This window comes from Domibacillus enclensis (assembly GCF_900156125.1).
GTDB lineage: Bacteria > Bacillota > Bacilli > Bacillales > Domibacillaceae > Domibacillus > Domibacillus enclensis.
In genome coordinates this window covers 263,917-275,805 of the sequence record NZ_FTLX01000001.1, presented here as the reverse complement: position 1 = coordinate 275,805, position 11,889 = coordinate 263,917, and the positions used below count along the sequence as shown (strand labels likewise).

Annotated in this window: 11 protein-coding genes; 5 read left to right on the top strand and 6 right to left on the bottom strand. The window is 42.9% G+C overall.

Going from position 1 to position 11,889, the window contains the following annotated elements; genetic code table 11:
- Positions 1-48: 48 nt before the first annotated feature.
- The 5 genes from BW952_RS01365 to BW952_RS01345 all read right to left on the bottom strand — a co-directional run bounded on the left by BW952_RS01365 (position 49) and on the right by BW952_RS01345 (position 6,498).
- Positions 49-408 (bottom strand): DoxX family protein, encoded by a 360-nt coding sequence (locus BW952_RS01365; RefSeq protein ID WP_045849528.1) that lies wholly within the window; start codon positions 406-408, stop codon positions 49-51.
- A 174-nt stretch (positions 409-582) separates the two neighbouring features.
- Positions 583-2,538, bottom strand: a complete 1,956-nt coding sequence (locus BW952_RS01360; protein WP_045849529.1) for a methyl-accepting chemotaxis protein — start codon at positions 2,536-2,538, stop codon at positions 583-585.
- Positions 2,539-2,682: 144 nt separating this feature from the next.
- Positions 2,683-3,261: an HAD hydrolase-like protein gene (locus BW952_RS01355; protein ID WP_045849530.1), complete on the bottom strand. Its 579-nt coding sequence runs from the start codon at positions 3,259-3,261 to the stop codon at positions 2,683-2,685.
- Positions 3,258-5,120, bottom strand: coding sequence for a DUF4084 domain-containing protein (locus BW952_RS01350; protein ID WP_052698360.1), 1,863 nt, complete (start codon positions 5,118-5,120; stop codon positions 3,258-3,260). Before BW952_RS01350 ends, BW952_RS01355 begins: the two co-directional genes overlap by 4 nt.
- A 79-nt stretch (positions 5,121-5,199) precedes the next feature.
- Positions 5,200-6,498: a globin-coupled sensor protein gene (locus BW952_RS01345; RefSeq protein ID WP_052698361.1), complete on the bottom strand. Its 1,299-nt coding sequence runs from the start codon at positions 6,496-6,498 to the stop codon at positions 5,200-5,202.
- 297 nt (positions 6,499-6,795) lie between these two features.
- On the opposite strand from BW952_RS01345, the gene BW952_RS01340 reads away from it, so the two are divergent.
- From BW952_RS01340 to BW952_RS01330, 3 genes are all read left to right on the top strand, one after another.
- The gene (locus BW952_RS01340) at positions 6,796-7,989 is read left to right on the top strand and encodes an acetate kinase (protein WP_045849531.1); all 1,194 of its coding nucleotides are present in this window, start codon (positions 6,796-6,798) and stop codon (positions 7,987-7,989) included.
- Between the two features lie 143 nt (positions 7,990-8,132).
- On the top strand, positions 8,133-8,957 hold the full coding sequence (locus tag BW952_RS01335; RefSeq protein ID WP_045849532.1) for a tyrosine-type recombinase/integrase: 825 nt from the start codon (positions 8,133-8,135) through the stop codon (positions 8,955-8,957).
- Positions 8,958-9,289: 332 nt separating this feature from the next.
- Positions 9,290-10,165, top strand: a complete 876-nt coding sequence (locus tag BW952_RS01330) for a hypothetical protein (RefSeq protein ID WP_052698362.1) — start codon at positions 9,290-9,292, stop codon at positions 10,163-10,165.
- Here BW952_RS01330 and BW952_RS01325 read toward each other — a convergent pair.
- Entirely contained in the window at positions 10,162-10,647 is a 486-nt protein-coding gene (locus tag BW952_RS01325) for a helix-turn-helix domain-containing protein (RefSeq protein ID WP_045849533.1), read from the bottom strand. The two genes, BW952_RS01330 and BW952_RS01325, sit on opposite strands and share 4 nt — an antisense overlap.
- A 153-nt stretch (positions 10,648-10,800) precedes the next feature.
- Between BW952_RS01325 and BW952_RS01320 the strand changes: the two genes are divergently transcribed.
- Positions 10,801-11,040: a hypothetical protein gene (locus BW952_RS01320; protein ID WP_045849534.1), complete on the top strand. Its 240-nt coding sequence runs from the start codon at positions 10,801-10,803 to the stop codon at positions 11,038-11,040.
- A gap of 297 nt (positions 11,041-11,337) precedes the next feature.
- The gene (locus BW952_RS01315; RefSeq protein WP_045849535.1) at positions 11,338-11,730 is read left to right on the top strand and encodes a hypothetical protein; all 393 of its coding nucleotides are present in this window, start codon (positions 11,338-11,340) and stop codon (positions 11,728-11,730) included.
- Positions 11,731-11,889: the final 159 nt, after the last annotated feature.

Here is an 11,889-nt window from a genome sequence, read left to right as displayed (position 1 = left end):
TCATGGACAAAAAAAAGCCCGGCAGCTTTTCAGTGCCGGACGTACCCGTTAAGAATCTATTTTTTTAGCTCCTTTAATCAGCAGCCACTGAAGAGGCAGGCGTCCCCATAAAGCCCATACCGGCAATTTTTTATCGCCGAGCGGAATGTTTTTCACCGCCATGTATACATTGGCCGGGAAAACAGCTGTTAAAAAGCCAGGGAGCGTTTTTGTCACAAACGTCGTGCCCCGGTTTAACAGGAGCAGTACACCGTACACGATCTCAATGACGCCGGAGATGGCGACAATCGCTTTTTTAAAGGGAAGAACAGCGGGAACAATCGCTTCAAACCCTTTTGAACGCTTGAAATGAGCGATGCCCGCAAATAAAAAACCGACACCATATAACAATCTAAGCACTGTTTTCAACAAAGACACATCCTTTCAGGGTCCCTTTTACCCTATTAAAGGTAGGAGAATGTGTCAACTCGTAGCGGTCGGCGCAATAAATTGGATGAGGGCGCAATTCCAAAAGATACGGCGCAATTCGCTCGGAATTGCGCCGTATTCGGCTTAATTGCGCCGAAGCCATAAAAGACTGATTTAAACTGAAAATTTCCGGACGACCTGCTGTAATTCTTCGGCCATCTGGGAAAGTGATTTCGCTGCGATATTTACTTCTTCAAGGGAAGCGAGCTGCTGTTCTGTTGCTGCTGCGACCTGTTCGGAAGACGCTGCGTTATCTTTTGCAATAGCTGAAACGGAATCCAGCGCCGCAGAGAGCTTGTCGACGCTTGCACTTACTTGCTCGGCGATGGAAGAAACGTCCTGCATTTGCGGAGCAATTTGCTGCATGCCGTTTAAGATGCCGTTGAACTTGTCAGAGGTGTCATCCGACAAGGAGATCCCCACCTGGACACTTTGTGACGCCTGACCCATCAAGCTGACGGACTGCTGCGTGTCTTTTTGAATGGCTTCAATTAAGCCGGCAATCTGACTGGCTGAGGATTGAGACTGCTCGGCGAGCTTCCGCACTTCACTGGCGACGACGGAAAAGCCTTTGCCATGCTCACCGGCACGTGCTGCTTCAATGGCCGCATTCAGAGCAAGAAGATTTGTCTGGTTGGCAATGGCGCTGATCACATCAATAATCGAGTTGATTTCCGCGGACCGGCTGTTTAACGATTGAATCATCGCGTCTGACGACTGAACGTGCGCTTGGATCTCATTCATTTGATTGACCGTTTTCCGAACGGCTTCTTCACCTTCTGATGCGAATAAAACCGTTTCGTCAGCTGTTTTAGATACGTGCTCAATCCGTTCTACAATCGTGCCGGCCCCTGTCTGCAGCTGCTCCATATCATACAGAACAGAAGAAAGCGCGCTCGTCTGCTGGTCAGCACCCGAGGCGACTGTTTGAATGGAATCCGCGACGTGGCCGGTGGCTGCAGTCGTCTCATCAGAAGAGGCCGTTAGTTCTTCGGAAGCTGCGGCTACTTGCTCGGTGTTTTGATCCACCTGTACAATGAGCTCTCGCAAGTTATGTGCCATTTGTCCGAAAGCGCGGCTGAGGTCACCAATTTCATCCCGTCGATTCGATTCAATCGGCTGCGTTAAATCGCCATTGCTCAAAACGTCCGCACTTTTCTTTAACGAAAGAAGCGGGCGGGTAATCGACCGGATGATTAGCCACATTAAGGCGATTCCTGCGAGAAGCGACAAGAGAACGGTCGTGATCGTTTTCATTAAAATCGGCTGAGTGGCATCGGTCATTTCCTGCGTATACATTGTGCCGCCAATCTTCCAGCCGGTTGTCTCATTTGTCGAGAACGCCATGATTTTGCTGTCCTGTTCAAACGTATAATCAAATGTACCGGAATCTGTACTGTACATGGAATCATATAAAGGGTCTTCAGCAGGCTGTCCAAATTCACCTGTCGGATGCACGATAAACTTCCGCTCGCTGTCAAGAAGAATCGCATAGCCTTCCTGACCGATTTTAATCATCGAAGCCATATCTGTGAATGTTTCCATCTTTACGTTAATGCCAATGACACCATTTTGATCGGCTGTTTGTTGGGCGACGGTAACAACGTTTGAACCGGATGACGAAATATAAGGCTCTGTAATGATTGTTTCACCACCGGAATCAATCGCTTCCTGATACCAGGGACGGTCGCGCGGGTCATAGTCGGGTGCAAGCTCCTGACGCGGTTCCTGAATCATTACGCCGTCCTGTGTGCCGACGTAAATGCTGATGACTTCCGGATGAAGCTTTGCGTACTGGTCAAGCCGTCTTCTCAGGTCGGGGCTTTCTTCGCCTTCCACGCTGCTGGCTGTTACCAGACTGGCATATATGTCAGCGTCATGTATTTTGGCGTTCATTTTATCTGTAATTAAGCGGTCAAGTGTATGGATGCTTTCGTTTGCTGAAGAAAGCAGCTGCTTTTCCATCTCTGTTTGAGCGCTTTGATACGTTAAGTAGCCGATCAGTCCGGATGGAATGAGCAGGATGGCTAAAAAAGACAGAATTAATTTTTTGCGAATGGTCCATTTCATGAGGTCGTTACTCCTTTTGTCGTAGTTCTTTCTATTGTACATGGAAAATATATATAATAAATGCTTTTTTTAATAACAAAATTATATTCTTCCAATAAATTTAAAAAATCGAGCCAGCATCAGGCTCGATTTTTCACAAAGGACTTATCTTACTTTTTGGTAAAAGGTATGATCATAGGAATCAAAGTACACATCCGCTTCGATATCCGGGTTTTGAAAAGCGACCGTTTTCATGCCGGCTTCGCGCGCGGGAATCAGGTCAAGAGAGCGGTCGCCAACGGCCCAATCGAGGTTGTACTTTTCGTGCAGGTATTTGTAGGCGCCTGCATCCGGCTTGCGCGGAAATCCGTCATCCTCCGGGCTGATGATTTCATCGAAATAGTCGATCAGTCCGAATTTCGTCAGTAGCTCAATCGTGGACGCTTTTTTGCGGTGGGTGACAATGACATTCACATTGGCAGCAGCGAGTACGTCCTTCACGCCGTCAAACGGAAAGCAGCTGACCTCTGCTTCTTTATGATCAAGCTCGGCGAACATCGGACGGAAGTCGTCTGAAATGCCGTAGTGGGCAAAAGCAAGCTTTGAATTTTTCTTCAGCCAGCGAAGAGCTTCTTCCCGGTCAACCGGCTTGCCGTGCGCTGCTTCGTGAACAGCCGCAAAGCTGTTTACAATAGCCGGGTACGTGTCAAAAATCGTTCCATCTAAATCCCAAAGTATATTCATGTGTCTAGTGCTCCTTTATCCTCATAAAATTGATAGCTTCCTTTTCCATTCTGCTTTACATGATACATGGCGGTGTCTGCTTTTTTCAATAGGTGATCAGGTGATTGGCCGTCTTTTGGATAAACGGAAATGCCGATGCTCGGTGTAAAGGAAAGGGCTTGTCCTGCTACAGTGTGCGGCTCCCTGATGGAATGAAGAAGTCTTTTGGCGATTTCTTCCACTTCCGTGAGTGAGGAGAAGCCACTGATCAATAAAGCAAACTCATCGCCGCCCTGTCTGGATGCCATATCACCAGAACGGATCGACGATGAAAGCCGATTGCCCACCGAAATGAGCAGTTCGTCTCCTGCCTGGTGGCCGAGTGTATCGTTTATTTGTTTAAATCCGTCCAAATCCATATAAAGCACCGCAAAGGGCTGGTGATTTTCCTGGATCAGTTTCATCATTTTTTTCTCAAACGCCAGACGGTTCGGCAAATTCGTCAGCGCGTCATGATAAGCCATATGCTTGATTTGCTTTTGCTTGCTTTTTTGTTCTGTTATGTCCTTGCCGATGCCGTAAATCCCGATTACCTGCCCATCCACAATAATCGGAATGCTGGTGATGTGGATAATCCGCCGCTGTCCTTTGCTTTCAAGGCTAATTTCGAACTCGCACGCCTCGCCCTTTAGCAGAGAAGGGGTGTGAACCACCACTTGTTTTTTATCTTTTGCTGAAAGGAAGGTCGTACTTGCCATCCCGATCGCATCCGACGTATGCTCGAAGCCAAGCAAATCCGCAGCGGCCTGATTCATCGATTGAAAGCGGCCTGTTACATCCACCGAGTACGCCGCCTCAGGGTAATGATCGAACAGCGAACGGTACCGCTGTTCGTTGATGGATAAATCGGCTGTGCGTTCTAAAAGCTGGTCGTATAATGTTTGATTTTCATAAATGGTCCACGCCTGGCGGATCATAAGCAGGATAATGGAAATGGTTGCGCCGACCGTCAGCGCGTTAAAGCTCGCGTAAAACAGCATAAAGATAAACAGGATGGTGACGCCTGCATACGGAATGAGCAGACGAAACACCCGAATCCTTTTTTGTGCTGGCGCAGATACTGCCGGCGCGTCCCCGTAAAGGCGGCCTGCCAATGCAATGAGCAAAGCGGATAACACGTACAATGGATCGGTTATATTTCCGGATTCATACCCGTTATTTAAAATAAGAGATAAATAAATGGAGTTTGCAGTAATTTGAGCCAAAAGCCCGAGCAGAATCAGCAGCATTTCTTTTTTGGCGTTTGACCGGTTCAAACCGAAAAACAGCGTACAGCCAGCTAAAAGCAAGCCTAAATCCGTTACCGGGTAGCTCAGGGTAACAAGCAGGTCCACAGGTGCTGCATCGACATCTGCCAGGATGGCCCCGATAATAAAATGCCAGCTGAAGCTGACCGCAATGGTCATCGTGATCAGCATATCAAACACCATCCGGACAGTGCGGGCGGTTTTGTATTCCTGTTTGAATTTATGAAGGAAAGCGGCAATGTAAAAAAGCGCATGGGCCAGGAAAAAGAAATCTAAAAACCCGAAAATCGGAACGTCCATCTGCCAGATCGTTTCGTATAAAAGCCACAGCCACTCCGCAGCAAAATAAAATGACAATCCGCTTAAAATAAGCTTCCAGAAAATGGGCTGATTGACAGAAGGGGACAGAACGGTTTTTACGATCCAGTACAGCGCTACAGCCAAACCGAGCAGCGTCAGCACATTCCCTCCGAGCGTTTTCAGCCAATCATTGTTTTGAAAAACAAACAGCCAGCCGTAATAGAGGCCTCCAAAACCTGCAAGAAATAAAAGATACCGCTTTTCCATCGGCATAAGGGGCTCCTCCTAACGGAATGATCTATTTCGTATTTTAGCATAAAAAGAACCGCTCCAAGGAACGATTTTCACCTCATTATATGGATTCAGTTACATCGTTTAACGTTATAGCAGAGTGTGAAACTTCACTTGAAGCCTTATCAATTTCTTGAATGCCCGTCATAAACTGCTCCATTTTTTCATCAATCAAGACGTTTTGCTGTTTTGTTCTGCTGATCAAAGAAATCAGCTGTGAAAAGCCCTCGCCGGTTTTATCCATTTCTACAATGCCGTTATCAACAAGGCTGTTGACGTTTTCGACCATTCCGCTCATCAGGTTGATCAGCTCATTCGTTTTCATAATGTGAACAGAAATATTCGCTGTTGACTGCTTTGTCTGGTCAGAAAGCTTGCGAATTTCTTCAGCGACAACCGCAAATCCTTTCCCGTGCTCGCCTGCTCTGGCGGCTTCGATGGATGCATTTAAGGCAAGCAAATTCGTTTGACCGGCAATATTGCTGACAATCGCGATAACCTCGACGATCCGCTGGGATATTTCGGTCAGCTCTGTGGAATACTGCTGAATGTGAAAAACAGATGACTGAATATCGGACAGCTTAGCACTTTGCTCCTTCAGCTGCTTTTGACCTTCAATGGAATGCAGCTCAGACTGGTCGGCCTGCAGTTTTCCTTCACTCGTAATCTGACTGATAGTGTGAGACTGCTGAACCAGCTCCTTGACAGAGGCACTTGTTTCTTCTGATACAGCGGCAAGTTCCTGTGAAATCGCGTAAACCCGCTGGCTGAGCTCTTGTTTTCGTTCAGCTTCTTCGGCTCGAATCGTATTGTTGCGCTCTTCATACGCCTCCAGCACAATTTGCTGTTCCACGTTTAACAATTTGGTGATCGCTTGAATGGCTGAAACCTTTTCTTCGTTTGACCACGGCTGCACAACAATTAATTCCGTCATGGAATTAAGCAGATTTTGAAAAGCGGACATGTACCATTTCGTTTCAAGCCCGACACGTACGTGCACGTGGGCGATCCGGTACCGTTTTTCGATGAATTCATCGTTAACCCGGCCGTCGAACAGTTCGCCGATATGGCGGTGAAGCGTTTTCTTCAGCCGTTCAACGGAGCTGTGTGATTCTATAATATGAAGCAGTCCCGGCTGCTTAGTAATGCTTGCATAAAAAACATCGACTATTTGATCGAGGTTGGGCGCCATCACGGGTTTCATCGCATGAACGATAGCTAAATCTCCGGCTGTAAGCCCGATCATGGAAATTTGTCTGGCCAATTCAGAATGGGGGGCCACCGTTAATTCTGTCCGGGTCCGGTCTTCGGGGCGGACGAGAGGAACCACTTGTTGAGATGAACGATTAAACAGCTTCAAAAGAACCACTCCTTTACCTGTAAAGGTATGTTAATGGGTATAGTGTACTGCTTTTATCGACAAAAACCTACATTATTTTAATATAAGATAAAAACAGAAAGAACAGGCGTCATGAAAGAGAACAAAGCAAGAATTTTTTCCACATGAAGCAGCAGATAGGAGACATGGAATCAATTTGTCGGAAAATAATTATTATTTCGTGTAAACGGTTAACGAGAGAAGGAATGCTTGCTATTTTGCCCGGAACACGTTATTCCTATATATAGAGATAAATTGTTCGACCACGAGGAGGAAAATATGTCTAAAGTAATTGCAATAAACGCAGGGAGTTCATCATTAAAATTTCAGCTGTTTGAAATGCCGGAGGAAACGGTTCTGACGAAAGGTCTTGTCGAGCGGATTGGCCTGACAGACGGCGTATTTACTATTACAAAGCCGGACGGCACAAATGACACAGAAGTAACGGACATTCCCGACCACGCCGTTGCGGTTCAAATGCTGCTTTCAAAGCTTGTTTCGAACGGAATCGTCGCTTCACTGGATGAAATTGATGGAATCGGCCACCGCGTCGTGCACGGTGGAGAAAAATTCAATGACTCCGCGATGATTGACGAAGCAACATTATCTCAAATTGAAGAGTTGTCAGAGCTGGCGCCGCTTCATAACCCGGCGAACGTCACAGGCATTAAAGCATTCCAGGCAGTGCTGCCAAATGTACCGGCTGTTGCGGTATTTGACACAGCCTTCCACCAGACGATGCCGGAAAAATCATTTTTATACAGCCTTCCGTACGAGTACTATAAAGAATACGGCATCCGTAAATACGGCTTCCATGGCACATCGCATAAATATGTGTCCGAGCGTGCGGCAGCCCTTCTCGGACGTCCGATTGAGCATTTACGCTTGATTTCCTGCCACCTCGGAAACGGCGCCAGCATTGCCGCTATCGAAGGCGGAAAATCGATCGATACATCAATGGGCTTCACGCCGCTTGCCGGTGTAGCCATGGGGACACGTTCCGGTAATATTGACCCGGCTTTAATGCCATTTATTATGGAGAAAACGGGTCATACAGCGGACGAAGTACTCGACACTTTAAACAAAAAAAGCGGTATGCTGGGTGTATCCGGTGTGTCAAGTGACCTTCGAGACCTGTCCAAAGCAGCCGAAGAAGGCAACGAGCGTGCGATTACAGCCCTTGAAGTATTCGCAAGCCGCATTCACAAATACATCGGCTCCTATGCCGCTCGTATGTCCGGCGTAGACGCGATCATCTTTACAGCCGGTATCGGCGAAAACGACATCGCTTCTCGTGCCCGTATTATGAACGGCCTTGAATTCATGGGCGTTTACTGGGACCCGGCATTGAACAACGTGCGCGGTGAAGAGCAGTTCATCAGCTACCCGCACTCACCGGTAAAAGTCATCGTCATCCCGACAAACGAAGAAGTGATGATCGCCCGTGACGTTTCTCGTTTAGCAGGCGTATAAAGCTTTCTAGCTATGTTTGTGGATGATTGATGATGGTTACAATGTTAGATAACAGGTGAATACGTTCATTCGTGACCATAACCACAAATGACCCCTAATCCTTCTTTTTGTACTGAATCAAGTACAGAAAGGGGGATTTTTTGTTGCCTAAAAAGACAAAAATTCAACACAAGTTAACTGTAGAGAAAGCCAGAGACATAATTATTCGTATCAAAAAAATGGAAGGCTTATCGAAACACACAATCACCAATTACAATAAACTGTTTAATGATTTTGAACGCTGTTTTGCCAAAAACAAATACATGGAAAATTTAACCATCGAAGATGCACGAAGATTCATTGAGTGGCAGTTACATGAAAAGCAACAATTTAAAAATGTTAGATGGAATAGAGAAAAGAAAATCGGTGTCAATGTAACGTCGGCTAACTCTTATTTACGATTAGCAAAGGCTGCATTTTCGTGTTTGATTGATGAGGGGCACCTTGAAAAGAATCCATTTTCAACATTGAAGAACATTAAACAGCAACAGAAACACGTAGACATATTAACTGATCAGGAAATAACTAAAATACTGAATTCCCTTGATAAAAGTTGGTATGCAGACTTTCGGGCATATTGCTTAATTCATGTACTTCTTGATTCATTCGGGCGTATCGGGGAGGTATTAGCGCTTAAGAGGCATGATATTGATTTTGAGCATGGTTCTATCACTTTTAATAAAACAAAAAATAGTGTATATAGAATTGTTCCAGTCACAAAGAAGACTTTAAATTTACTGGAGAAATTGATGGATGAAACTGAAGAGTTTGAATCGGATTTCATCTTCTTAACTAATGCAGGAAATCCACTAGGAGCAGATGCAGCCAGAAAGCATTTACATGAGATTACTGCAAGAGCAGGAATTGATAAGCGTGTTCATCCTCATATTTTTCGGCACAGTGCTAGTTGTCACTTTATCAAAGCGTGAGGGTCAATACGGGTGCTTCAGAAGATACTGGGGCATGCAGATATCCAAACAACTCTCATATATTCGCATGTACTGGATGACACGATTAAAGATCAACATGAAAACTTTAGTCCAATCAAACATTTAAATGAGAAAAAGGTTAAAAAAACTCGAACCTCATTAACAAAAAAGAAATGAACACAAAAAAGGGCAGGTGCGCTAACACCTTACCCCAGTCGCATACTCAATATATGCTTAGTCGATAAGTAAATCATACACCAATTTTCAAAAAATATCAATGTGTATGTTTATTTGAGTATGCCTTCAAATAATACTATTGGAGGTATATTATCATGCAATCAGGACATATCAGCAATTTTAAACACCTATCACAGTTTTCCTCTCTCAAAGAGTTCAATAATAACATCGAAGCTTTTTTGGCTGTTCATAAAAATGATTTCACACGCAGCGAATTATACTGCTTTAAGGCTCTTACACGCTTTGCAGTGAAAGTTAAGGGAATAAGCAATATTTCAATCAACAAGTTGCTCAAAGCCATCTCAGAGCAATTTAAAAGCGTCTCAGAGTCCACCTTTCATCGAATGAAGAGAAAATCAATCAGGTTGGGCATTTTAGCTGTTCATTCTACTAAACGATCGAATGGATCACAGTCATCAAATATATGGGTGTTTAATAAATGGCTAAATGTTAAAAATGACATCCCCCAAGTGAACACTGATAAAGTTTCAATGGCGATAAATCAAGGGTTGGATGAAAATGGTTTTGACATCCCATTTAAAGCTAGTAAGCCATCTAAAACTAATAATCAATTAAATAATACGTATCATACGGAGTCGTTAAATTTCTACGGTCAATTTAAAAATTTTCTTCACTCGACCATTGGTGACAATCAAAAGTTAATCAGTAAGTTATATGGCGTTTATTTGGGACAGACAAGGCTTCTGTTTAAGCATGAGGTATTTGATAAGCAAACCCTTGAAAACGTTGGATATGATGCCTTAAAGACTGCTGTAATGGCAACTAAGAGCCGGAAAATTAAGAATCTTGCCGGTTTCTTTAATGGTGTCCTTGACCGTAAACTTACACGACTTACACATGAAGAAGCTGAACGAGGTATGGAAGAAGAGGCTTCGTTGGAGAGAGAAAGTAAAAAAAGCAATGCCGGAAGGGACATTGCTTTACCATATGGATGTTATCAAATAAATTAGTGCTTTTCATCAATTTCAACATCTTTAATCTTTAAAGTATTGATCACATTTTCTTTGAATTGTTTTTCAATCTCTAATTTATTATCAATTATATATCTTGAAACAGTTTTCATGAAAATCGGAGAGAGGAAGTTATATTCATTTTGAATTTTGAATTGTTCTTCTTTTGTCAAACTTTCAAGATTTACACTATCAGAAATTTTAGTGGAAAAATTGCATGATAGTTCGGTTACACCTAAGTTGATATTAACCGTTAACTCTTTAATGTCACTTTTATCTAAAGCAACGAATGCCTTAAGCAGTTTTTCAGGAATACCTAAAACTGAAGCAATTCTCTCTAACATATCAATTGATGGTTTTCTTTTTCCGGTTTCCAGTTGTGAGATCGTTCCTTGAGTTACGCCGATTCTTTCTGCTAACTCCGTAGCTGTAAGTTTGGCTTCTTTTCTGTACTTTTTTATTACTTCACCAATATTGTACATGTTAACATCCCTTTTCGATTAATATTATTAATAATATTATAGAACGAATGGGTGAGTTTAGTCAAAATAATAATTTTTATTAATTTTATTAAAATAAATGGTTGAGTAAATTAATATTAGGTGGTAGTATGGATTTAGGAATTAGAAATACAAATGAAAAGGGGTGTATCGATTGAGTACTGGGATTTAGATGTATTAATGGAAGATGATCATATCAAACAAACTGTGTTAGAGGAATTTGGATTTGGTCACGCAAAAAAGAAAAAGGTAGTTGAATGGGGTAAAAATCAAATTCCCAATGAACTACACGGCAGCAAGAAAAGTGGCTTTAGCACATTCAAATTCAAACTTTATCGAATTTGCTTCACGCGACTCGGAAATAATGATCGCTGAAGAACGTACAAAATTATTAGATAATGTAATGAAGAAATTGTGAGAGTGAAAAGTTGGGGCAATTCTATAATTATAAGAAAGAGGAAAAATGATGACAGATTGGATCGATGATGAAGCTGGGTTATATCCATTAGTAATATCTGATGAGTTAGTAGAGGCATATAGTAGTTTGAAAAAATCTGAGGACTTAGCAAAAAATAGTTGACTGTAAAACTTTGTTTGCACAACATATTGTTTTTTTACAAACGAAAAATAAGACTCGATATCTAGATCAGTCTAAAAGAGGAGAATATTAAAATGACATCATTAGTAATCACAGATCAAGAAATCGTATTTGAATTAAAATTTGCGGGTGTCCCTATGAATAGCACAATAGAGGAGTACCTTATACCAGAACATGAATTCCAACTTGAGTCTGAATATTTTTCACTGAAAAATCGGAACCTTGAGCAAGTTTGCGCTCAAATTATAAATTTTGATTTGATTACAGATGTAAATGAAAGTCTAGTCCATCTTTCACTCATTTGTCTCACAACTCTATCTGAAGAAGAAACATTGGAAAGTTTCATTGAAAAATTTAAGAGTGAAAAGCTAATGGATAGGTATCAACTACTACTAGGTAAACACGGAAAAGCACTTCTCTTATCACAAGTAGACCAAGAAATGCTCGATCCGCAATATGCTGAGTAATTCAATATTCTAATAACATCGGATAGCCGTCCGATTTCATAATTAACCTGTGAGATTATTTTATACCATAAACCTTGTTGTGTCAACGGAAAGGAGGTGATTATTAAGAGTTACATTTAATTTTCACACACATTTTTAAGTTAATTCGTCAGTCGCCGG

Bases quoted from the DNA above. Each gene is read 5' to 3' on its own strand.
- BW952_RS01360 (WP_045849529.1), bottom strand. From the start codon at position 2,538: ATGAAATGGACCATTCGCAAAAAATTAATTCTGTCTTTTTTAGCCATC.
- BW952_RS01355 (WP_045849530.1), bottom strand. From the start codon at position 3,261: ATGAATATACTTTGGGATTTAGATGGAACGATTTTTGACACGTACCCG.
- BW952_RS01350 (WP_052698360.1), bottom strand. From the start codon at position 5,120: ATGCCGATGGAAAAGCGGTATCTTTTATTTCTTGCAGGTTTTGGAGGC.
- BW952_RS01340 (WP_045849531.1), top strand. From the start codon at position 6,796: ATGTCTAAAGTAATTGCAATAAACGCAGGGAGTTCATCATTAAAATTT.
- BW952_RS01330 (WP_052698362.1), top strand. From the start codon at position 9,290: ATGCAATCAGGACATATCAGCAATTTTAAACACCTATCACAGTTTTCC.
- BW952_RS01325 (WP_045849533.1), bottom strand. From the start codon at position 10,647: ATGTACAATATTGGTGAAGTAATAAAAAAGTACAGAAAAGAAGCCAAA.
- BW952_RS01320 (WP_045849534.1), top strand. From the start codon at position 10,801: ATGAAAAGGGGTGTATCGATTGAGTACTGGGATTTAGATGTATTAATG.
- BW952_RS01315 (WP_045849535.1), top strand. From the start codon at position 11,338: ATGACATCATTAGTAATCACAGATCAAGAAATCGTATTTGAATTAAAA.